Genomic DNA, 21,594 nt, shown 5'->3' with positions numbered 1-21,594 from the left:
GTAATATTTGCTGAGCATCAAAAAAACTGAAGGACTTCCCTTCAGTTTTCTGGCGAATTTCTATCTTAACTATCAATATAAAACCCTTTTTATCCTATCACATGCTATTTTTTTGACCCGAAAATAGCTACATACTGGTCTAAAAGATTAAATTGCCTTTTATCCCAATACAACGTGGTTTGAACATAGCCCAATGAATCTGCATTGTACCTGCCTGCAATCTTTTGGAATCCAAACAGATCATATACACCATCTCCATCAAAATCGACTGGATAAAGACCGCTTAAAGGATTTACCCAACCTTCAATAGGTGCCTTCAGCTTACCGTTTTTATCATATATTTCACTCAGGTAGTCTTTTCCTCTGTCAGAGATATCAATCAAATATCTTGTATGCTCCGTGGTGTTAACAACTTCTACCTTGTAATGGTCTTTATAGGCTACATCATACTTATAGGCATCGTTAAAGACTTCATAGTCAAATAGCAACCTAGGTGTGTTCATGACGTCAGAATACACATAATAGTATGTGATTCCACCGCTTCCACCAGAATTAATGCTGATCAGTATATCTTTTATCCCATCACCTGTGAAATCCCCTAAAAACAGCGTTGGATTATATCCAGCATCAGATTTAAGAGGAACATGTTGAGTCATCCCTGTACTCCCGTCTTGAATCATAAGCGTAATTTTCTGAGTAAATGGACTATCAGGAGTTGTTACTCCAGTAAGATAGACATGATCGAGTATACCATCACCGTTTACATCTCCCCACGTAGAATACACAATTCTTGGATTCATCGGGTTTGGATTACGATACCAATTGTACACACAATTCCCCTCCAAAAGTAATTCAGATTTATTGTTATCATATGTCTTTTCTGGCGAAGATGTGCTAACGTACACCCATATCATCGTAACTCATTAATATTGAATATGATTATCTAATACGTATAGATAAAAGAAAATGAATAGATTTTTGAACTTAGATCATACTATTTCTGAGGTGTTTAAATCAAGGAGGTGAAACCTATGCCTGGAAAAGCAAAGCAACAAGTTGATCAAACCATGGCCACTGTTCAAACAGCAGTTAGCTCGTTACAACAAGCTCTTAGTTCAGCGGAAAAGCAAGATAATAAGAATAGAATTCAACAAGCAATAAATTCACTTAATTCTGCACAACAACAACTATCTGGATACCAAGACTAGTCGTTATTAGGTTTGACTCTCATGAACCAATGCACCACAAACACCTTACTATGATACATTCATAGTAAGGTGTTTTTTCTGACTCCATGTAAAATATTATCCAGTTCAGTTCATTTGTATTTCTAAAACCCATACACGAATGTAAGGTTGCTAAATCTCCCTCTAGTTCTAATTTTTTGACATATTTTATCGATTGGTGTTGCAGGAAATAAATTGAATATTCTTCCAAAAGGTGCTAATATTTAATCAGCGATTAATTCTTTGTGAAATTTAATTTTAATTCTTCATGAAAAGTTAATCAACGCTAAATTTATTGTAGGGGGTATCACACGTGAAAAAGAAAATTGCAAAAACTCTAACACTGTTGCTTCTCCTATCGTCAGCCGTAGTTTATGCTGAACCACCATCCCATGTAGATACTGTTGCCGCAGCTACTACATGGGTAGAAGAAGCGCCAGTTAAACCTGCACCGGCTCCAAAAGCAACAACGCCCAAGGTAACACAAACTGAAACAGTAGTTCCTGTTTCAGGGGACCACCAGGTATATGTCGTCGTAAACGGTGATGTTCTTTGGAAGATTGCCCAGAAGCATAATCTTACCCTTGAACAGCTTTTAGCACTTAACCCACAATTAAAGAATCCAAATCAATTATCTGTAGGCCAACAAATCATTGTTAAGCATACGCCTCCAGTCGCTGCTGCAGCTCCTGCTCCAGCTGGAAACGTGAAAGTTTATCAAGGGTTAGGATATACTACTGCTTTCAGAAATGGCCCTGGCTCAGACAGTGAAGGCGTACCGGTATATAGCTTCAATATTGCTATGGCTCAAGCTACCTTCGATGCAGAAGGAAGAATCCTTAGCGTATACATAGATGGTTATGAAGTTTCTACACCAAACTATGACGGTGCATCAATGCCTCATTTCTCAGGTTGGCCTGATAAAGAAGGGTACAATGTAACAGATCACGATACCGAAAAAGTGTCTGGTGTATCTGTTAACACAAAAGAATCCGCTGCTGCTGAAGTTGCTGCATGGCAAACAAAGCGTCAACGTGGAGACAGCTACCATATGAATCCATCCAATGAATGGTATAAGCAAATGGATTTCTTCCAAAAATTCTTTGTTGGCAAAACTGTAGCTGAGTTAGAAGAATGGTTCCAAAAGAATACAACTGCAGCAGGTCGCCCAATAAAAGCTTCGACAAAAAAAGAAGATGAGCTTGCAAAGCTAGCCAAGCTTACTGACGCAGAAAAGGCTGTCCTTGCTGACGTGGTTTCCGGTGCTACCATGTCCGTTAGAGATGCTCATGGCGATTTCCTAGGCGCTGTGGCTAATGCTTATGAAAACCGCGTAGAAGTTGTGATTCCTGTTAAATAATCCTTTACATATCATTGTTAGAATTTAATCCTGAATATATTTAACCCCTATCCCGTGATTTTTCTTCTCAAAGTGAGGAAATTCACAAGATGGGGGTTGAATTTTTCCATTCTATTTCATATTATATTCTATCAATTTCTAAAGGTTGAGATCATGCTTAACTTTTAATCTATGTAAATAAACATATAGTTTGGAGGTATCGTTTATGTTTAGGCAGCAATCACGAGTTCCTCAAAATTGTCCACCTGCATTCCAAGGAAGATACACGGTTCAGCCAGGTGATACTTTTTTTATGATCGGGCAAATGTTCAGAGTAAGAATAGAAGCCCTTGCAGTAAATAATCCTCATATTCCAAATCCCAACATCATATTCCCTGGTGATGTCCTTTGTGTTCCTGGGCGAATACCCTATCCTTGTTCAATCATTTTAACACCTTCAACCCGTGTACCTTTTGGAACAGGGGGCGTAGCTTATGTGGGTTTTGCTCCTAGGGGAGGTCAGTCGGTAACCTTTGCAGCAACATTGCCACAACCTGCAATGTTCGGCAATTTTGATATATATATCGGTGAAATATTGATACCCGATATTGGCGGCTTCGGTAACCAACTCTTTCCTACACCCTTAGACCCACCAACCTGGTCAACTAGAATAGATATCCCTACGGTTGCTTCCATCATTCCAAACTCACGGTTGGTCATTCGCCCTTCCAATTCAATAACAGGAATATCTGGTGCTCCAGTCCTGGAAGCTGTAATTCGAGGTGGAAGTTGTCAGCTGCAATCGACGTAGTAAACTATTTTGTATTGAGTTTTAATGTATGTTATAATTATTTTTGAAATTTCTTCTTGAGAGATTTCTACACTAGAGCCCTTTCGTGCCCCAACCGAAAGGGCTCTCCCCATTTTCATGTTTATGAGCAATCATAACTTACATTCGCTATGGCCATTAATCATTCACCAAACTTAAGGGGAACTCTAGCTGAAAATCTCTTGGATCGCTTTCATATAGTTCTTTCTTTATTTCTTCAGCCTCTTTACATCCTATTGCAAAGTAAAATGCCACTGTCTCCTCGGCAGATCCAGCACAAATATATAGTTTATCCGTATCCCACGCTTTCGCCGCTTTTGCAGAAAGCATAAACAGCTTTTTACCTATTCCTTTATTTCTGTGCTCTAACGTAATAAATAGTTGGTCCAATAAAACATAGTTAAATTTATTACCAAAGAACGCTCGATCCACAGTTGCAAAGCCCAATAACTTGTCTTTGCTGTCAAAAACTCCAATTGCACTGCCGCCATCTAAAATAGTTCTTTTTAAATGGGTTAAATGATGTTCATAACCATTGGGCCAATCTGTATCATGATAATTAATCTCGACCAACTGGCGCTTTCCATCTACCTCTCTCCAGGCTTTGCCAATATACTGGGATGGATTCATTTCATTGATTCGTTCACATTCTTCTAATGTTAATTGTCTATATACAATATCTGTCATATATTCTCCTCCACATCCATGCAATCCTTTATCTCCATATGTTTATACTTAACCTACACCACAGGGATTCAAGCATACTCTATCTTGATGAAAGACGAGTTGAGAGAAAGAGCGCAGATATCAAAAAGCATGTAATCATACTGATAACCCCACCCCACCCATAGTTCGTCCAAAAGATACCAGCAGAAGTCCCTCCAACACTAGACCCTGCATAATAGAAAAACAAATAAAGAGAAGAAGCTTGTGCCCTGTCATGGGAAGCCAACCTTCCAACCCAGCTGCTAACGATGGAATGACCCCCAAAGAACCCAAAAGTTAAAAGGGCAATGCCAAAAACCTTTAAAGCTAGATCCATATTTAGTGTTGTAGCAGCTCCAGCAAACATTAATAAAATTGCATATCTAAGCACTTTGTGATGACCATGATTATCGGCTAATCGTCCCATCCAGGTGGAGCTAAATGTCCCTACAATATAGATTACGAAGATGAAGCTTACGAGGGCTGGGTCAAGGGAATATGGGGGATCGATCAATTGAAAGCCTATATAGTTGTATAATGAAACAAAACCCCCCATCAATAAAAATCCAATACAATACAAGCGTAGCAAACCGGGATTCTTCAAATGACTCTCCATTGATTTTAATAGTTTCCCTATTTCGAACTCCCGAGCCTCAAAGTGCCTAGAGGGTGGTAGTTTCAGCCAAAATAACAAACTAGCTGCAATACCGATAACCCCAATGCTGCCCAAGGCTATCCTCCAATGAAAAGCATCTGTAAGAAAGCCTATGATAATACGGCCGCCCATTCCGCCTATAGAATTACCGCTTATATAAAGTCCCATAGCCATACCCAGACTTGTCTTCTCAACCTCTTCGCTGATATAAGCCATAGCAATTGCAGGAAGTCCAGCCAAAACAATTCCCTGCAAAACCCTTATGACAAGCAGTGAAGCAAATCCTTGAGTAAAAGAAGTTAATATGGCCAAGATGGATGCAGCTGTAATAGAAAAAGTCATGATGGATTTCCTTCCCCATACCTCTGATAAGGACCCCATCACCAGCATACTCACCGCAAGGGTTATGGTGGTCACTGACAAGGATAGACTGGCCATGGTTGGCGATATGCCAAACTCTTTGGTGAGGTACGGAAGTATTGGCTGTGTACTGTATAAAATTGCAAATGTATTAAATCCACCGGCAAATAACGCAACATTGGTGTCCAGAAATTCCTTTGTACCCTTTTCAATATAACCCATTGATTTATCACTCCAAATTCTGCTGTGAAAGTTCTGTTATATTCTTTGAATATTTGAGGAATCCATTTTCCATGATTAGCTCGATCATGCCCTCTTCATTTAAGTACTCCACGTAGGATCTTAACATTCTTTCTGTTACCACATATTTATGTATAGTTTTCAGATGAATATTGAAAGACTTAATCGCAGCCTTCATAATATCTTCCATGGTCATGGTACCTTCTATGACATCATAAATACTTTTTGCTCTGCTCTTATAAAAATTGATATTGTCCGTTATGAGCTTCGTAATATCATCATAAACACCCTTGTGGGCCACAATATATTTACTGCCCTTTACGTCATATAGTCTTTCCTTACTTTTTAAATCTTCCCTTAAGACAAAGGCATAAGGCATCTTTGCTCCCGCCATTACTTCATAGCTTATGAGGGAATCTCCTAGGTAAACAACATCATCCGGGGTAATCACGCATATATGGGCAGGACTATGTCCAGGTGTATGGAGAATTCTAAACTTGACGCCACACAGATCTACTTGATCTTGGCTATCTATAATCATCTTATCCGTTTCACAAATCATATGTCCATAATGCTTCTCAAGATCAGACAATGTCTGGCCGCTGTAGTAAGCTTTAAGATTTACCATAGAACTGCAAATATAAGCTTCATAAGCTGGCATGGCAATAATGCTGCCGTATTTATTTTTTAGGTATGTATTATTACCTATATGGTCTATATGGGCATGGGTAGATATAATACCAACCACCTTGAATTTATTTTTTTCAAGAAGCCCATCGATTCCTTTTTGTTCCCCTTCTGCCCACCCCGAATCAAGCATAATAATATCCTGATCATTTATTTTGTAAAAAGGTATGCATGTCATTCGCGTATCAATGCAATATGTATTTCCCTTTATGTTTTGTATTTCCATTTCATTCTCTCCTAGCATAACTTCCAGCTTCGATTTTTTTCCTATACAATGATTCCCTAAACTACGATCATATTCCTTCATCCTATTACGAGATTCACCCGTATTATTTTCAGATTTTTTCTCTAATAAAAAGTCCCCATTATATTCATGGGAACTTATGCTTGTTATCTGCTAATTTCATAATAATCCATTGTAGATGTCACTTCAAAACCACAGGATTTGTAAAGGTTCAAAGCATTATTGTTTTTCACAGCCACCTGAAGCATGATCTCCTTCGCATTACTTTCCTTGAGCTTTTCAACTGCCCAAGTTAATATTGCCCTTCCATATCCCTTTCCACGATAGGCTGGAAGTACACCTAATCCATAGATACCTCCCACGCCATCGAGCAGCTGTACATTAACCTTTCCAATCATTTCACCATCAATCTCTGCTAAATATGCAGTCAAGCCACACCTCTCATCTTCTTCAGGCAAAGTAATATCTTCTTCTTTATATTCTATATCAAAATATACTGCGTTTTGCCTTGCAATCTCTTCTGCATCTTTATTTGAAGCTTTTCTCAAGGTCACATTGTGCATAATTGAATCTGTCTTTCCATTCCTCTTCAAAAACATCTCATATTCAGAATTCTTATAATGGGCACCTGTATATTGAATAAATTCCCGTCCAGCGATAGAATTAGGATCACTCAGTAAAAGCATGTTTTTGGTATCCCTTTTGTTCCACTCATCACTTACCAAAGAAAACAATCTCTTAAATATGCCCCTTCTTCGATAGTCAGGGTGCACCATGCCATTTACTTCTAGGGCAGCACCACCGAAATCACCAATTCCAATATACCCAACAAGATTATCCTTTTCATAATACATAAATTCATTGATGTTGTTTAAACTCGGATCACTTCCTTCTGATCTACCTAGTTTATAGGCAAGCTCTAGCTTTAGTGCTGTTTGATCTACTTCAAAGCAAATATTTTGAAGTAGATTGATATCATCATAATCATGTTTGTTTAGTTTTTCAGTTAATTTTATACTATATCCCATCCCCTGCGTTCAGCCTCCCCATGTGATTTTTCTGACTTTTCTCCCATTATCTCATACTCTCTCGTAGTATAAAAGACCATCTTGAAGATTGCGCAGTATTTAATTGAAACTGTAACATTTCCAAAAGCGAATGCTAGTTTTTAACCTCGTATAACAGGGCAATGATCTGTTGGCTGATTTCATCTACTTGCCTGCCATCCGTTTGAATAAATACATGGGCGGCGCTCCTATACGCTTCTTCCCTTTGCTTCAATAGTGCCTCTACTTTCTCCAAACATATTTTTCCATCTAATACCAATATAGGCCTTGAGTAATCTTGCTTTAACCTTTCATAGATAGTCATAGGCTGTGCTTTAAGCAATATGATGGTTCCATTCTTTCTTAGGTTCATTACATTATCTTTATTGAGCACTACACCCCCACCACAGATGATAATTTTATTTTTCAAATGGCTTACTTCCTCAATGATCAGCTTCTCCGTACTTCTAAAATAGTCTTCTCCATACTTTTCAAATATATCTTTGATTGTCATATTCACCCGATTCTCAATGAAAGCATCGGTGTCCACATACTCCATTTCAAGCTTTTTTGCCAGATCTTTTCCTATCGTAGATTTCCCAGTACCCATGAATCCTGTTAAAACAATATTATTTGGAATAAGCTTTTTAGACTGCAGCCTTCTACTTATTATCAACATAATACCTCCTCTTTTTTATTGGTTTTTACGAAATCAAAAAGGAGATTCATCTAAGAATCTCCTTTTTTTGTATAGAAAAGTATTCGTATTTCTTGACCTTAAGCCAATGCTAATCTATATTGAAAATCATCTCTTAGAAAGAGCCTGCTATATCTATTAAATTTCCATGCAAAATAACCAGCGCTGTAAAAGTAAAAGCCCCAGTAAAAGTTAAAATAAAAGATATAGTTTTCATAGCCTCTTGTGGTTTTTTCTAACATCAATAATCACCTTTTTAAGTTTTTAGAATATTAACAAATATTTTATGTAATAATTCTATATGTGTCAAGTCAATATTTTGTTACTGTTAAAAACTTTTTGGAGTCTAATACATCCATACCGATAATTTATGACAATATAAGAATCTCTCATCTAGCATCATTATTCCATCGCTTCATAATCTCATCAAAAGAATCCGAACCATATTTTCTGAGAAATTCCTGAGCAATCACAGTGATTGACACCATTTCCCCAACGATAGAAGCTGCAGGTACTGCGCAGGTATCACTTCTTTCTACTGTTGCCAAAACCGTTTCCAGTGTTTCAATATCTACCGTTCGAAGAGGGGTATATAAGGTGGGAATGGGCTTCATCGCACATCGGATGATGATATTTTCTCCATTGGACATGCCCCCTTCTATCCCACCCGCGTGATTACTGCCTCTAAAATAACCCCTGTTTTCTTCATAGAAGATTTCGTCATGTACCAAGGAACCTTTTCTCTGAGCATTTTCAAAGCCATAGCCAATCTCCACGCCTTTAATGCCTTGAATACCCATAAGGGCTTGAGCCAGCTTTGCATCCAATTTTCTATCCCATTGGACATAGCTGCCAAGGCCTACTGGTACACCCGTAATATGAATTTCGAAAATACCACCTAAAGAATTTCCTTCTTCCTTTGCGCCTTTTATTTCCTCAATCATCGCTGATTCCACGGCAGCATCACAACATCTTACCTCTGAAGCCTCTGCCATCCTGATTTTTCCTATATCCTCAACCTTATCAGGGAGAGATGTTTCTCCAATGGCAGTCACATGACTGACAACCTGTATGCCAAAGGGTTCTAACAACTGCCGTGCAAGACTTCCGATTGCCACCCGCACTGCTGTCTCCCTTGCACTGCTTCTTTCCAATACATTTCGAATATCTTTAAACCCATACTTTATCGCCCCTGTTAAATCCGCATGGCCTGGCCTAGGTGCTGTGACCTTTCTTGTTTCTTCGTCCACCGCGACAGGATTCATAAACGACTCCCAGTTTTCATAATCTTTATTTTCGATGAGAAAAGAAATAGGACTCCCCAAGGTCATTCCCCCTCTTATACCTGAAAGGATACTAACCTGATCTTTTTCAATCTTCATTCTTCCGCCTCTGCCATAGCCTTTTTGTCTCCTGGCCAAATCCTTATTAATCTCTTCTATGTCAATCTTTACATTGGACGGAAATCCCTCCAAGACACCTACCAATCCTTTGCCATGGGATTCCCCTGCGGAAAGCAATCGGAACATACCTTCATCACTCCTTAATAAACCCTTCCCATAGGATAGGATCCAAAAATCTTTAATTTATTGGTTATATTTTCTATATTTTTTAATACGATCTTCGATTTTGCGTCTTCTTGATGCCCCTCAAAGTCAACGTAAAAAATATATTTCCCCAGTTCTGTTTTGGCTGGTCGGGATTCGATCCGGGTGAGGTTAATTTTTTCCTCTGCAAATTCCTTCAACACACGATACAAACTGCCGGGAAAATCCTCATGAAAGGAGAATGCAATAGAAGTCTTATCCATTCCCGTTGCAGCAGCATTTTCTCTGCCTATGACAACGAATCGCGTCTGATTGTTGACGTTGTCCTGAATATCTTTATGGAGTATTTTTAAACCATGGTTTTTTGCTGCTAAGTTATTGGCTATGGCACCATATCCCAATCCCTTTTCCCTTGCTATTTTGCACGCATAAGAAGTACTTTCACATGAGGTCAGCTGAATATGGGGGTAATGATTCTCGAAAAACTCGCGGCATTGCTCCAAAGCCTGGGGATGTGACAATACATATCGAAGTTCCTCAACATTTTCACCAGTACTTAAAAGATTATGCCTTACATGCAGAATAAGTTCCCCGTTAATCTTTGAATTACTCGTGTCCATCAAGTGATCCATCACCTGGGTAACTGCACCTTCCGTAGAGTTCTCAATGGGTAAAATGCCTTCCTCTATCGTGCCTTCCTCCACGGCGGTGATAATCTGTTTAAAGTTTTTCATCCCTACTAATATACCATCACGGGCATATTGCCTTGCAGCAGTATGACTATAGGAACCCTCCGGTCCTAAATACCCCAACATCATCTGATCCCTTCTTCCTATTTTGTAATCGCCTTTAGCTTCTTCTCAAAGTCCGGAAAGGACACAGCTATACATTCGCTGTTTTCAATTTCTACAGGTTCATTGGCAAAAAGTCCTGCAACTGCCATAGCCATGGCAATGCGATGATCTCCATAACTCTCAACCCTTCCTCCCCTGATTTCATTTGGTCCTTCGATTTCCATGCCATCTGGCAGCTCTCTCACTTGAATCCCCAGTTTTTTCATCTCTGTTACCATGGATGTAATACGATTGGACTCCTTCACCTTTAATTCTTCAGCGCCAGTGATGATGGTTTTCCCCTCAGCCACCGCAGCAATTACTGCAATCACAGGAATCTCGTCGATTAGTCTTGGGATAATCTCCTTGGTTAAGCTAGCAGACTTCAGATTTCTACCCCTAACCATAATATCTCCGATTTCCTCTCCACCGCTGACAAATAGATTATCAATTTCTATATCTGCTCCCATATCCCTTAAGACATCAATCATTCCCGTCCGAGTAGGGTTCAAGCCTACCTTTTCGATGATCAAATGAGACCCAGGTAGAGCGGCGGCTGCTGCCATAAAAAAGGCAGCTGATGATATATCTCCCGGCACTTGTATGTCCTGGGCATAGAGCTCAGACTTTCTTACAGTGACGATTCCATTTTCTACGTGAATATTGGCTCCTAATGATTTTAACATGTTTTCCGTATGATCCCGGGAAACAATCTCTTCTCTCACGGTCGTATCTCCTTCACTATAAAGCCCTGCCAAAAGAATCGCAGACTTTATCTGGGCACTGGACACAGGGGAGGCATAATCAATCCCCTTCAAATTACCTCCTCTAATCACCAAAGGTGCGAGATTTCCATTGTTCCGACCTTCTATGCTTGCACCCATTTGACGTAAAGGCACAGCGATCCTTGCCATAGGTCTCCTTCTAAGGGAGCTATCTCCTGTCATAATGGATAGGAATTCTTGTCCTGCCAATATACCTGAAAGAAGCCGCATGGTCGTACCGGAATTTCCTGCATCCAATATATCTTGAGGCTCTTCAAGACCGTATAGGCCTTTTCCATGAACTACAATTTCCTCACCTTTATCTTCAACCTCAATACCTAGTCCTCGAAAACAGGCTATGGTGCTAAGACAATCTTCTCCCCTCAAAAATCCCTTAATTCGGCCCTTACCTTTGCTAATACTAGATAACATCACTGCCCTATGGGAGATGGACTTGTCTCCAGGAACTGTTATTTTTCCTTCTATTTTATGAATTTTGTGGGTTGTAAACATCTTCATTCTCTCCTTTACGGTAGGTTAGCGGGAAACCTCCTATTTCTAACACCCTTAATGCCTTCTCTTGCTCCATCATGGAAGCAAAGCCAATACGTACAGCTCCCAGCTCTCCCTCCCGAGCATGAAGTATTTCAATTTCTTTTATATTAATATCATGATTCCCTATCACTTGGGTGAGTTCTCTCAATACGCCAGGTCGGTCTTCCACGTCGATAATAAGATCGTAGATTGGTGGTATATAATCCCTTCCAGTATGGGGAATGCTGTCCCGAATTTTCTTGGCTTTTTCAAGTTCTTCTAATATAGCTACGCCTTCTGCGTTTAATAATTTTCTTTTAAAATCTTGAAGCATTCCCTCTAGGGATTCAATCCCTTCCACAATCGCGTCTTTATTATAAAAGAATATATCCTTCCACATCCTTGGATTTCCTGCAGCAATCCTGGTCGTATCTCTAAAACCTCCGCCTACAAATGGGATATAGGAAATACTATTTCTTTTTTCTAAAAGATTGGCAACCAATACTGCTGCCAAATGTGGAACATGGCTAATTTGTGCTACAATTTTATCATGTTCATGGGCTTCAACAACCACAGGAAAGGCTCCAATTCTCTTCACCAAATTCTCCACCCTTTCAATGGTGCCCCTTTCAGTATTACCATTTGGAGCTAAAAAGTAGTATGCATTTTCAAAGAGAAAAGGTGTAGCAGCCTTGATGCCACCTTTTTCCGATCCTGCCATGGGATGACCTCCCAAAAACTGTATATGATTGGGAAGATACTTCTCGGCAACCTTCTTCACATGACCTTTCACACTTCCTACATCTGTAACGACAACATGTGGAGAAAGATAGAGTGCTATTTCTTCAAATAATTGGACATAGCATCCAACGGGTACAGCCAGGATGACTAGATCAGCATTCATAACGGCATCCTTCGGCTGTTGATAGATTCTATCAACCACCCCTATATTCATTGCATGTTGCAAAGACTCCATTGATGCATCGCAGCCGATTATTGTCCCACTATAACCTGATTTCTTTAGCGCTAAGGCCAAAGAACCACCGATCAAGCCCATTCCAATAATGGCGATTTCTTGAAATTGCTGCATATTCTTTCTCTCCTATAAGTAATTCCACACTTTGTATTTTAGTTAAATACTTTACAGAATATTTAAACACCTGTCAAGTTATATTTTTTTATAGCTTTTAATTTTTCAATAAGGTCAAATATTTTTAGAAAAAAAGTTCCCTCAAAACAGCCGCCTGAGGGAACTTTCAAAATTATCGATAAAAGACACTTATGAACATCCTATTCATGAATGTTTTACTTGTATTTATTATTCAAAAGCTTAAACCGGAAATATGATTCTAGCCATGAAAATCGCCAAAGTAAGTGTAATCGCACTAAACACCGTTGAAACCACCACTACTTGAGATGCAAAATCTTTGTAATTGTCGCACTCAACGGCAATCAATGCCGTATTTACAGCTGTAGGTACAGAATAGGAAATCAATAAGGTTTGTGCAGTCACCCTTGAAAAATCGAGTAAATATATGAATCCTAATGCAAGTATTGGCCCTATGATGAGCCGTGTAAACACCGACATATGCACATCCTTATTTCCAAAATCAAAGTTTGTCTTTGAAAGCTGCACCCCTAACGTTAATAATGCCATGGCTACTAGTCCATCTTTTAAGTACCCGATGGCAGGCCATAGGGGAGTTGACGTTATGTCAAGACTCAAGTATCTAAGCAATAGCGCTAGCGGTATAACATACACCGATGGCATAGAAAAGATCTTTTTTATTGAATCCTTGGCTTTCATTGTTGCGCTTCCTGCATTATAGAAACCTATGGTATTCATCGTAACATTCATAAATACCAAGATAATGATCTGAGCCCCAAGGGCTTCACTTAGAAATGGCTTTTCTCCATTGATAATATAGGGTGCACTTCCAAAAATAAGGGTAACAAGAGATAGACCGATATTACCAGTATTGTTAAACATGATAGAATTCTTAAAAGCATTTGTCATGCCTATATCGTATTTTCGAATCTTAGCAATGATTCTTGATAATAAATCGTTGGTTGTCATATATAAAACACAAAATAATACGACTTTCAGCATGCTGGCATTTAGATTGCTCGTATACAGATTATAAAATATAAATCCAGGCACAAATAAGTAAAAATTCAATTTACTCAAAGTGAATATGTTCAAATCAAATTTTTTCCCCAACACAAACCCCAGTATAATCATTGTAAAAATTGGCACGACATTGTAGCTTAGAATGTGTAAAAATATTGACATACTTGCAGTCCCCCTGTAGATGTAATAGGTACACCTAGTCTTTTAAAGCCATTAATTATATAAAAGTACTATACCTATAATAATTATACATCTATAGGATGGTTTTTTCTAGAAAATAAACCTTCGGACTAAAATATCATTTTAATCCAAAGGTTTATATAATTTAACAACTTCCATAGATGGTATTGGCCCACTTTTCTAGTCTTTATAAATCGCCTTTCAAACCAATTTCCTCAGCGGCCTGTTGCATCCCTTTGATCGTTTCTCCAATAACCATCTCTAATTCCATACCTAGTATTTCTGCACCTTTTTCAATAACCTCACGGTTGACCCCTGCTGCAAAGCCTTTTGTCTTCCATTTCTTTTTCACAGATTTTACTTCCATATCTAGAATACTCTTGCTGGGTCTCATGACAGCAGTAGCAGCAATCAGCCCAGTTAGCTCATCGATTGTATATAATACCTTTTCCATGGTTTCCACAGGTTCAACATCTACGCATAGCCCCCAACCATGACTCTCAACAGCATGAATATAGTCCTCTGGCCAATGGTTCTCCTCCAAAATCTCTCTTACCTTTATGCAATGCTGCTCTGGATATTGTTCATAATCTAGATCATGTACCAATCCCACAATTCTCCATTTTTCCTTATTCTCTTGATTCAATAATTCTGCAAAGTGGACCATTACAGCCTCAACTGCTAAAGCATGTCTTATTAAGCTTTCGTTTTGATTGTATTCTTTCAACAAATCAAAAGCCTGTTCTCTAGTAGGTATCATTTCTCCATTACCACCCTTTTCTAAATTTTCTTACTATAATACCATTGAAAGACTATGAAGTAAAGGGGGTCTTATATATCTAATATTAAGTCTTCCAGCTTCCTTTTTGGTACATGATGTACTTGATTCTCATCTCTCCAGTATTTAACATCCTGAGAATTTTTTAAATCCACAAGTTCAACTTCTTCTTTAGGTTTTCCTAAAGCGATTACCAAAAGCAACTCATATTGTTCTGGAATCTCTAAAGCCTTGTTAAGTCCTTCTCTATCTACGGCACCAAACATACAGCCTCCCAAGCCCTTTTCAGCAGCACCTAAAAGGATACTTTGGCAGGCGATTCCATGATCCCAGAAGCAATTTTTTGAAATACCTTTATCCAATAGGATGACAATATAACCGGCTGGCCTTTCCCCTTCTATTGGCCCATCCCAATCTTTTAAATATCCGGCCCATTTAAGATGAGGAAATATTAAACTATTTTTTTCTTCAGTGTAGGAGACTATGTATTTTAAAGACTGTAGATTTCCTCCCGTTGATGATAATCTAGCCAAATCAATTAGTTCTTCTAACGTTTCCCTTTCTATTTTAACATCTTCATAAAACCTTCTATACGTCCTATTTTTGATTATTAGTTCACGTAGCATTGATATTGCTCCTTTCTTAATGTTTTCAAATTCTTCTCCTTACGCAATGGTTTCTTGCCAACTTACTGTGTACGCAAGATTCTCTAATCCAGCGGTATCTACTTGGGGATTTTCTACCCGCCAGCTTCCCTTTATACCTGATTCTTGTAGAACCATCTGGAAGTGACACATGGCAATACCCATATCAATCCTCTGGATATTATACCCTAGCTTTTCCCCATATCCCTTATTCGTCTTTAAGTAGAAATGATAGGTTCTTCCTTTTTTCAAAATTCTCCATGGCTGCTTATTGGAAGCAGACGGGGCCAGCCTTACAGCTTCTAAGGCTGATGCATAGTCCTGTAGGTTCTTCTCCTCCAAAGGTACACTGAAACGCTCATTAAAGAATAATTCTTTCCACGGTTTCCGCTGGTTAGATCCTGCGGCAAAACGCATGAAGGATTCCACTACACTTTTTTTATCCCCTGGATACCCTATAGGTGTAACAATGGGCATTATCTCATTGTCCTTCAAAGATACGAGTCTTACAAATTCACTTTTCTTAAAGGTTCCTCCCAGCCAGCAAGTGCCTAGTCCTATAGAGGCTGCATATAAGATCAGATTTTCCAACACATATCCTAATTGTTCTAGATCCTTTTCTCCATTTTCTACAATAGCCGCAATATAATCCTGGGCACCCTTGATCACTCCATAAGTACCGATCTTTCCGTCAGCTTTTTCTAGAATGTCTGTGCTGCTAATCAATTCCAACCGCACTTTAGGCCCAAAAGGACCTTTAATGTCTGCAGCATATTGATCTAACTGGCTTTTCATCTTATCAGACAGTTTTTCTGCTTTGTAGGTTCTCACGGAATACCTGTTTCTAACAACCTCCATTATAGGTCTTTCAAAATGATGATTATTTTCTTTACTCATAGCTACACTTCCTTTCAAGATGGCATTATTATGATTTATATAAGTCTTACATCTTTACTTTTTGTATCCCCAAAAGATTATTATCCTATTTTTCTAAATAATACGCTTAATTGATTTATAAAGCAATAGGTTTCATATATTGGTCAATACGAAACTCCCTTAAATGTATAATTATCAGAATTTAAAGGAAATTTAAATTTCACGTCGAATTCTTCCTTAAGTTATCTTAAATAATTTTTTCTTATCATGTTTTGGGGGAGGGTTTGCATTGTCTATCATTGATACGAAGTTCGCGCAAGAATTAGTTGAATTAATCTATAAGGAAACCAATCAAAATGCACATATTTTTGGCGAAGGCGGGAAAATTATTGCTACTACCCAGCCAGAAAGACTCGGAACTATTCACACCGGTGCTAAGGATATCATGGCAGGCAAGGTTGACCATATCGCTATAACTGAAGAAATGGCAAGAACAATGAGCGGTACACGACCTGGATTTAGTGTAGGCATTCATTCAAAAAATGCACGTATTGGTGCTATAGGAATTAGCGGAGATCCTCAGCTAATGAAGCCAATAGCCATGATCGCCAGTCACGTAATCGTTTCTGAATATGAGAGAAAGGTGTTCATGGATAACATCAATATCATGGCCAGTACAATTAATAATAGTCTTCAAGAATCTTCAGCAGCTTTAGAGGAAATATCATCATCTTCAAAGAAACAGGAAAAAACTGTAGAAGATTTAAGTGGGAAGGTATTTGAGGCAAAGAACAATGTAATGAAAACAAATCAGATCATCGACCTGATTCAAAAAATTTCCAAGCAAACAAAAATATTAGGTATCAATGCTTCCATCGAAGCGGCCAGATTAGGAAATGAGGGAAAGGGATTTGATGTTGTCGCCAACGAAGTTAGAAAATTGGCAGAAAGTACTGCTACTTCAGTTAATCAGATAGATGACATCCTAAAAACCATGCAAAACATTATCGTGAATATCTCAGAAAATATTCAATCTTATACTGTCTCCTCAAAGAATCAAACCCAGATGGTTCAATCTTTATCCAGTGAACTTGAGAACATATCAATCTCTTTAGATAATTTTACAAAAATGCTTTCATAAAAAATCAGAAGACCAACTGGTCTTCTGATTTTTTATATCGTTATAGTGGAGAGTATATTATTGGCCTTTAGTAATTCTTCTGTTAAAGGTGAATCTATACCTTGTTTTTTTACTTTGATTGATATAATATCTATAGAAGGTACGGGGACTGCTTTTTATATCTTGAACGATATCTAGCCGCCTTAGCTTTTCAAAGTTCAGGGTCTTTAATGCCTCATCTCCTATTACGGCATATTCGATTTGTAAGCTATCAGCGCTTCCCTCTTGTCCCTCTGGACATGCAATTGAGAAGAATTTTAGCTGAACTTTGATAATGGTTTTGCTTTCATTATCCATAATCTCAACAGGTAGTTCTGCTTTCATCGTATACACCAAAGCTCGAATAAAGCTTCCATAATTGGTTGCAGCTAATTGGGTACTCTCGCAGTATTCTAAGCATTGATTCAATGATTCAGAGGTTATTGTATTCATATTAACATCCTTTCACATTTCCCTTGTATAATACTTTTTCTTAGTGTTTCCTATTTTTAAGGGAATTCTATCACCCTTTTGCCAAGTATCAATCTTCTACAAGCGTTATTACCTGCGTAAGCTCCACTAGTTTTACTTTTTCTAAATATTTAATCACAGAGTCCAAATATGTTCTATCGGTAATAATCGTTTTTGACAATGATTGGATCAGCTTTAGTGCCAAGTCATCATTCATCCCTTTATGATAGGCGGCTAGTCCAACCAAATTGAATTTGAATAAACCGTAAACCACACATAACTTCATGTATGAAGTCCAAATATTATTCAATTTGAATAGTTCGATTCCGTAGATAAAAACATAATTAACAAGAAAGTTCTCTAAAATATAGGATTTTTCATCTAAATAGGGTTTTAGATATTTTTCATAACTTCTCCTATACTGTTTTTCTAGTTCCTTCTCTTTCACTTTTCCAAAGACATCAAGGACTTGCATCAAGCACTCTATGTATCGTTTTGAAAAAAACCTTATGCTGTCGCCTTCTTTAAATTTCATGGAAAGCAGGATATTTAAATGTTCAAACTGCCTCCTTTCATGGTGCTGTTCATTATTTTTCCCAGTTTTGAATTGTCCCGGATCAATGAGCGTTCTTGCTTTATTCATTCTAGATCGGACTTCTTCGTGATCATGAACTGAAAAATCAATACCATCTATGACTTGATTTAAGAAATAACCCACAGCAACTACTCTTTTACTTAATTCCATTGTTCGAGTCTGCAAAAGATCAATGACCGTTGTTCTGATTTCCTTGGCTATTTCTATTTGTTTCAAATCCTCAATGGTAGGTGAAACGATATAAAAATCCCTCGATTCTACAGTATCCATTATATGTTCGAATTCGATCCCATTCTCATTGAGCAAAGCCAGTTCCGCTGCAACTGAACAAGACATTTCCAGTCCACGTTCTACTACATCATTTACCAAGGTAATAGCTCTAGGGTAACTCTTGCATGTTTTCGATAAACTGTCTTCTCCCATGTGGATGAATACTTCACAAAGGTTATCCTGGTTCAGAAATGGACACATCATCTCATTATTTAGATTAATAGCTGCAAAATCTTCATCATTGATAGATGTCTCATTTATAGAAAGCCCCGATTGTACAATCTCTTTAATGATTTCTTGTTCACTCTCAATGTATTTCTGATAGGTGCTTCTATCGATGATTATTTTCCACCGTTCACAGCAAGATTCATTGCATTTGATTGGATCACACTGAAACTTACTATAGTATTTCGGTTGTACTACTTTTTTCATGATCATATTTTCAAAAAATCTCCCAATTACAAAATGATTGAACCCATCATTAGTCTATTGCTATATCCTTCGTACTTATTCTAAGAATTATTAGTCATAAGATTGCTTTTTTTGTTTAATTTATCCTCAGCGAATTTTGTATTCTCGGCAACTCTAAACTTCACGATCTTGCTTATCAATTCATAGGGGAGTGGCTTTTTGATAGGAAACTGAACTGATCCTTTTGCTCCCTTGTATTCGGACAATTCTTCTTTAAAAGCATCTATTCCACTAGGGGCTGGATAAAATCCTATGTGATTCTTGTGGGCAGCAAAATGCACTAGATTTCCATGCAGCACAAAAGTAGGCATTTGCCAACTGATCTTTTCTTCTGCATCAGGTGCAGCGTCTTTAATAACTTTTCTTAACGCTTTTAGTATCTCCTGAACCTCAGGAGGAAATTGCAATATATATTCGTCAATTGATTTAACCGTAATCTTGTTTTCTACCATGGTTTCTCCTTTCGTATGTCTTTTTTACAAGTATACCATGTTTATAAGAGTTCTAGCAGATTTTTATGTATGTGCACCGTAAGTCCATCAGATTATAGATCATCATTCACTATATCAAATATGGACAGCTGATTACTTCCATATCCCTGTTTGTACCCATTGATAATATCTTTCATTCTATAGAGTATTCCGTAGTAGTCACATTCCTTTTGAAATAACTGCCAAAGCTCCTTTGCTTTAGGTGAACGACAGTCATATATGTTTCCGAACTGCCTTATGTACTTTTGTTTAAGACCCGGGAACCCCTCATCCAATCTGCTATAAAACCACGCTCTCTGATTCTGTCTCAACGTGACTCCGAAAGCGGGGTAAATAAATCTTGCTCCATTTTCATGGGCAAGCTTAATAATGTTGCTAATGTTTTCCACTGTATCTTCGATAAATGGCAATACTGGCATTAGCAATACACCTGAAAAAATACCTGCTTCTGATAGTTTTTTGATAGTAGCAAATCGGGCTGATGAAGCAGCTACATTGGGCTCAATTTTTTTGCATAATATATCGTCTGCAGCTGTGACCGTCATCTTTATAAGCACAGGTGAGTGTACCGATATTGCTTTTAGAATATCAATATCCCTTGAAATCAAGTCACTTTTCGTTGCGATAGAAACCCCAAACTGGTAATGGTTAATGAGCTTCAACGCACCTCTTGTCAGTTCGAACTCTTTTTCAAATGGATTATATGGATCACTCATTGCACCAGTCCCAATCACACCGGTTTTGCGTTTGGCTTTAAGCTCACGGGCAATTATTGCAAGTGCATCTTCTTTTGCCCTTACCTCATCAAAATTTTCCACCCGATAACATTCACTGCGGCTATCACAATAAATACAGCCATGACTGCAGCCTTTGTAAATGTTCATATTATAATTGTTGCCAAACCATGTATTATTGCTGGCATATCCAGAGATCATAGTTTTTGCTGGAACAAACCTCATACTTTATAACCTTTCCCATCAAGAAATTTAACAAATTTATTGTCAGAGAATATTTCATTTGTCACAAACTTACCATCACAAAAGAAACCATAGGTTGTAAATGGTGTTGGCGCATGTTGTGCCTGTTCCTTCGTCTGGTACTTAATCAACTCGAGATTAACACCTCTAGACTTGGCAATATCTGCAATCAAGGGTGCGTATTTTTCTGTATGGGGACATTGATTCGAATAATATAAGACCATGCCGCCTTTTTCAATCTTCCCTTTCTTACAGCATTCTTTGAAAGAAGGCTTTTCTACATTTTTTTCAAAGGGTAGATAGAGCAGTTCAAAATAGGGTTCTGCTGTATCGCATACTTCAAAACCTTTATGTCTTAAGTGTTTAGGATCGGATAAAAACGGCATTTTCTTTTTTGAGGAAACGATAACAAGACCTTTCTTATTTTGAATCTTTGCATCACTAATACACGCATCTAGCAGTTTAGTTGAATAACCCTGCCCTTTAAATTGCCCCGAAACCCAAAAACAGTTTATAAACATATAGCCGTCAGCTATTATTGGACTCCAAGCATTTTCAGCAGGCATGTATTCTATAAAGACCTTTCCTCGAGCATCAAGCTTTTTAAAGACAAGTCCATCTTCAAACTGTTCTTTCATCCAAGCTTTTTTTGAAGAAACACAATTTTCCCCTTTTTTGTCAGTGATCGCACAGCAAATGTGTTCAGTATCGATATTGCTGTTATTAACACTTATAATATCCATTCTCACTCCTCCAAATCATTCAAAGTGATGTATTAATACATTTCTCCATCATTCTTATTACATATCCCCTATCTATTATATTAAATATATATGACAGCATCA

At 38.0% G+C, this 21,594-nt stretch carries 23 protein-coding genes; 4 read left to right on the top strand and 19 right to left on the bottom strand.

Annotated elements, in window-relative coordinates; genetic code table 11:
* Positions 1-104 precede the first annotated feature (104 nt).
* Positions 105-830 carry a hypothetical protein gene (locus tag K0R93_RS04290; protein ID WP_330685014.1) on the bottom strand — a complete coding sequence of 242 codons (726 nt, stop codon included), beginning with the start codon at positions 828-830 and terminating at the stop codon, positions 105-107.
* A 201-nt stretch (positions 831-1,031) separates the two neighbouring features.
* Here K0R93_RS04290 and K0R93_RS04285 point away from each other — a divergent pair, with 201 nt between their 5' ends.
* The 3 genes from K0R93_RS04285 (at position 1,032) to K0R93_RS04275 (ending at position 3,376) form a co-directional block, all read left to right on the top strand.
* Complete coding sequence (locus K0R93_RS04285) at positions 1,032-1,208, top strand: hypothetical protein (RefSeq protein WP_300298053.1); 177 nt, start codon at positions 1,032-1,034, stop codon at positions 1,206-1,208.
* A gap of 331 nt (positions 1,209-1,539) precedes the next feature.
* Positions 1,540-2,586, top strand: coding sequence for a LysM peptidoglycan-binding domain-containing protein (locus K0R93_RS04280; protein WP_300298050.1), 1,047 nt, complete (start codon positions 1,540-1,542; stop codon positions 2,584-2,586).
* Between the two features lie 205 nt (positions 2,587-2,791).
* Complete coding sequence (locus tag K0R93_RS04275; RefSeq protein ID WP_300298047.1) at positions 2,792-3,376, top strand: LysM peptidoglycan-binding domain-containing protein; 585 nt, start codon at positions 2,792-2,794, stop codon at positions 3,374-3,376.
* Positions 3,377-3,532: 156 nt separating this feature from the next.
* Here K0R93_RS04275 and K0R93_RS04270 read toward each other — a convergent pair whose 3' ends face one another.
* The 13 genes from K0R93_RS04270 to K0R93_RS04210 all read right to left on the bottom strand — a co-directional run bounded on the left by K0R93_RS04270 (position 3,533) and on the right by K0R93_RS04210 (position 16,336).
* Positions 3,533-4,081 carry a GNAT family N-acetyltransferase gene (locus K0R93_RS04270; RefSeq protein WP_300298045.1) on the bottom strand — a complete coding sequence of 183 codons (549 nt, stop codon included), beginning with the start codon at positions 4,079-4,081 and terminating at the stop codon, positions 3,533-3,535.
* Between the two features lie 79 nt (positions 4,082-4,160).
* Positions 4,161-5,336, bottom strand: a complete 1,176-nt coding sequence (locus K0R93_RS04265) for an MFS transporter (RefSeq protein WP_300298042.1) — start codon at positions 5,334-5,336, stop codon at positions 4,161-4,163.
* 7 nt (positions 5,337-5,343) lie between these two features.
* Entirely contained in the window at positions 5,344-6,267 is a 924-nt protein-coding gene (locus K0R93_RS04260) for an MBL fold metallo-hydrolase (protein ID WP_300298040.1), read from the bottom strand.
* Between the two features lie 164 nt (positions 6,268-6,431).
* A complete protein-coding gene (locus K0R93_RS04255) occupies positions 6,432-7,313 on the bottom strand; it encodes a GNAT family N-acetyltransferase (protein WP_300298037.1) in 882 nt (293 codons plus the stop codon).
* Positions 7,314-7,446: 133 nt separating this feature from the next.
* Positions 7,447-8,007, bottom strand: a complete 561-nt coding sequence (locus K0R93_RS04250; RefSeq protein WP_300298034.1) for a shikimate kinase — start codon at positions 8,005-8,007, stop codon at positions 7,447-7,449.
* A gap of 410 nt (positions 8,008-8,417) precedes the next feature.
* Positions 8,418-9,557, bottom strand: coding sequence for a chorismate synthase (gene aroC / locus K0R93_RS04245; protein WP_300298032.1), 1,140 nt, complete (start codon positions 9,555-9,557; stop codon positions 8,418-8,420).
* 14 nt (positions 9,558-9,571) lie between these two features.
* Entirely contained in the window at positions 9,572-10,393 is an 822-nt protein-coding gene (gene pheA / locus K0R93_RS04240; RefSeq protein WP_300298029.1) for a prephenate dehydratase, read from the bottom strand.
* A 14-nt stretch (positions 10,394-10,407) separates the two neighbouring features.
* Entirely contained in the window at positions 10,408-11,685 is a 1,278-nt protein-coding gene (gene aroA / locus K0R93_RS04235; protein WP_300298026.1) for a 3-phosphoshikimate 1-carboxyvinyltransferase, read from the bottom strand.
* Complete coding sequence (locus tag K0R93_RS04230) at positions 11,660-12,796, bottom strand: prephenate dehydrogenase (RefSeq protein WP_300298023.1); 1,137 nt, start codon at positions 12,794-12,796, stop codon at positions 11,660-11,662. The genes aroA and K0R93_RS04230 overlap by 26 nt, the downstream gene beginning before the upstream one ends.
* 240 nt (positions 12,797-13,036) lie before the next feature.
* Positions 13,037-13,999, bottom strand: coding sequence for an AEC family transporter (locus tag K0R93_RS04225; protein ID WP_300298020.1), 963 nt, complete (start codon positions 13,997-13,999; stop codon positions 13,037-13,039).
* 205 nt (positions 14,000-14,204) lie between these two features.
* Positions 14,205-14,777 (bottom strand): HDIG domain-containing metalloprotein, encoded by a 573-nt coding sequence (locus K0R93_RS04220; protein ID WP_300298017.1) that lies wholly within the window; start codon positions 14,775-14,777, stop codon positions 14,205-14,207.
* A gap of 71 nt (positions 14,778-14,848) precedes the next feature.
* On the bottom strand, positions 14,849-15,421 hold the full coding sequence (locus K0R93_RS04215; protein WP_300298015.1) for a nitroreductase family protein: 573 nt from the start codon (positions 15,419-15,421) through the stop codon (positions 14,849-14,851).
* A gap of 39 nt (positions 15,422-15,460) precedes the next feature.
* A complete protein-coding gene (locus K0R93_RS04210; RefSeq protein WP_300298012.1) occupies positions 15,461-16,336 on the bottom strand; it encodes a nitroreductase family protein in 876 nt (291 codons plus the stop codon).
* 268 nt (positions 16,337-16,604) lie between these two features.
* Between K0R93_RS04210 and K0R93_RS04205 the strand changes: the two genes are divergently transcribed.
* On the top strand, positions 16,605-17,456 hold the full coding sequence (locus K0R93_RS04205) for a methyl-accepting chemotaxis protein (RefSeq protein WP_300298010.1): 852 nt from the start codon (positions 16,605-16,607) through the stop codon (positions 17,454-17,456).
* Between the two features lie 57 nt (positions 17,457-17,513).
* Here K0R93_RS04205 and K0R93_RS04200 read toward each other — a convergent pair whose 3' ends face one another.
* The 5 genes from K0R93_RS04200 to K0R93_RS04180 form a co-directional block, all read right to left on the bottom strand.
* Positions 17,514-17,927 (bottom strand): hypothetical protein, encoded by a 414-nt coding sequence (locus K0R93_RS04200; RefSeq protein WP_300298007.1) that lies wholly within the window; start codon positions 17,925-17,927, stop codon positions 17,514-17,516.
* A gap of 88 nt (positions 17,928-18,015) precedes the next feature.
* On the bottom strand, positions 18,016-19,248 hold the full coding sequence (gene fliB / locus K0R93_RS04195; protein ID WP_300298005.1) for a flagellin lysine-N-methylase: 1,233 nt from the start codon (positions 19,246-19,248) through the stop codon (positions 18,016-18,018).
* 74 nt (positions 19,249-19,322) lie between these two features.
* Entirely contained in the window at positions 19,323-19,733 is a 411-nt protein-coding gene (locus K0R93_RS04190; protein WP_300298003.1) for an iron chaperone, read from the bottom strand.
* A 92-nt stretch (positions 19,734-19,825) separates the two neighbouring features.
* Entirely contained in the window at positions 19,826-20,731 is a 906-nt protein-coding gene (locus tag K0R93_RS04185; protein ID WP_300298000.1) for an SPL family radical SAM protein, read from the bottom strand.
* The gene (locus K0R93_RS04180; protein WP_300297997.1) at positions 20,728-21,492 is read right to left on the bottom strand and encodes an N-acetyltransferase; all 765 of its coding nucleotides are present in this window, start codon (positions 21,490-21,492) and stop codon (positions 20,728-20,730) included. The genes K0R93_RS04185 and K0R93_RS04180 overlap by 4 nt, the downstream gene beginning before the upstream one ends.
* Between the last annotated feature and the right edge of the window lie 102 nt (positions 21,493-21,594).

The organism is Anaerosolibacter sp. (assembly GCF_029240175.1).
Classification (GTDB): Bacteria; Bacillota; Clostridia; order Peptostreptococcales; family Thermotaleaceae; genus Anaerosolibacter.
The sequence above is the reverse complement of the archived record's forward strand: the minus strand, read 5'-3'. Positions and strand labels throughout refer to the sequence as shown.

Excerpts from the sequence above, each read along its gene's own strand:
- K0R93_RS04285 (WP_300298053.1), top strand. The coding sequence starts at position 1,032 with ATGCCTGGAAAAGCAAAGCAACAAGTTGATCAAACCATGGCCACTGTT.
- K0R93_RS04180 (WP_300297997.1), bottom strand. The coding sequence starts at position 21,492 with ATGGATATTATAAGTGTTAATAACAGCAATATCGATACTGAACACATT.
- K0R93_RS04190 (WP_300298003.1), bottom strand. The coding sequence starts at position 19,733 with ATGGTAGAAAACAAGATTACGGTTAAATCAATTGACGAATATATATTG.
- K0R93_RS04255 (WP_300298037.1), bottom strand. The coding sequence starts at position 7,313 with ATGGGATATAGTATAAAATTAACTGAAAAACTAAACAAACATGATTAT.
- K0R93_RS04220 (WP_300298017.1), bottom strand. The coding sequence starts at position 14,777 with ATGATACCTACTAGAGAACAGGCTTTTGATTTGTTGAAAGAATACAAT.
- K0R93_RS04225 (WP_300298020.1), bottom strand. The coding sequence starts at position 13,999 with ATGTCAATATTTTTACACATTCTAAGCTACAATGTCGTGCCAATTTTT.
- K0R93_RS04275 (WP_300298047.1), top strand. The coding sequence starts at position 2,792 with ATGTTTAGGCAGCAATCACGAGTTCCTCAAAATTGTCCACCTGCATTC.
- K0R93_RS04270 (WP_300298045.1), bottom strand. The coding sequence starts at position 4,081 with ATGACAGATATTGTATATAGACAATTAACATTAGAAGAATGTGAACGA.
- fliB (WP_300298005.1), bottom strand. The coding sequence starts at position 19,248 with ATGATCATGAAAAAAGTAGTACAACCGAAATACTATAGTAAGTTTCAG.
- K0R93_RS04200 (WP_300298007.1), bottom strand. The coding sequence starts at position 17,927 with ATGAATACAATAACCTCTGAATCATTGAATCAATGCTTAGAATACTGC.
- K0R93_RS04230 (WP_300298023.1), bottom strand. The coding sequence starts at position 12,796 with ATGCAGCAATTTCAAGAAATCGCCATTATTGGAATGGGCTTGATCGGT.
- K0R93_RS04185 (WP_300298000.1), bottom strand. The coding sequence starts at position 20,731 with ATGAGGTTTGTTCCAGCAAAAACTATGATCTCTGGATATGCCAGCAAT.
- K0R93_RS04260 (WP_300298040.1), bottom strand. The coding sequence starts at position 6,267 with ATGGAAATACAAAACATAAAGGGAAATACATATTGCATTGATACGCGA.
- K0R93_RS04265 (WP_300298042.1), bottom strand. The coding sequence starts at position 5,336 with ATGGGTTATATTGAAAAGGGTACAAAGGAATTTCTGGACACCAATGTT.
- K0R93_RS04215 (WP_300298015.1), bottom strand. The coding sequence starts at position 15,421 with ATGCTACGTGAACTAATAATCAAAAATAGGACGTATAGAAGGTTTTAT.
- aroC (WP_300298032.1), bottom strand. The coding sequence starts at position 9,557 with ATGTTCCGATTGCTTTCCGCAGGGGAATCCCATGGCAAAGGATTGGTA.
- pheA (WP_300298029.1), bottom strand. The coding sequence starts at position 10,393 with ATGATGTTGGGGTATTTAGGACCGGAGGGTTCCTATAGTCATACTGCT.
- K0R93_RS04210 (WP_300298012.1), bottom strand. The coding sequence starts at position 16,336 with ATGAGTAAAGAAAATAATCATCATTTTGAAAGACCTATAATGGAGGTT.
- aroA (WP_300298026.1), bottom strand. The coding sequence starts at position 11,685 with ATGTTTACAACCCACAAAATTCATAAAATAGAAGGAAAAATAACAGTT.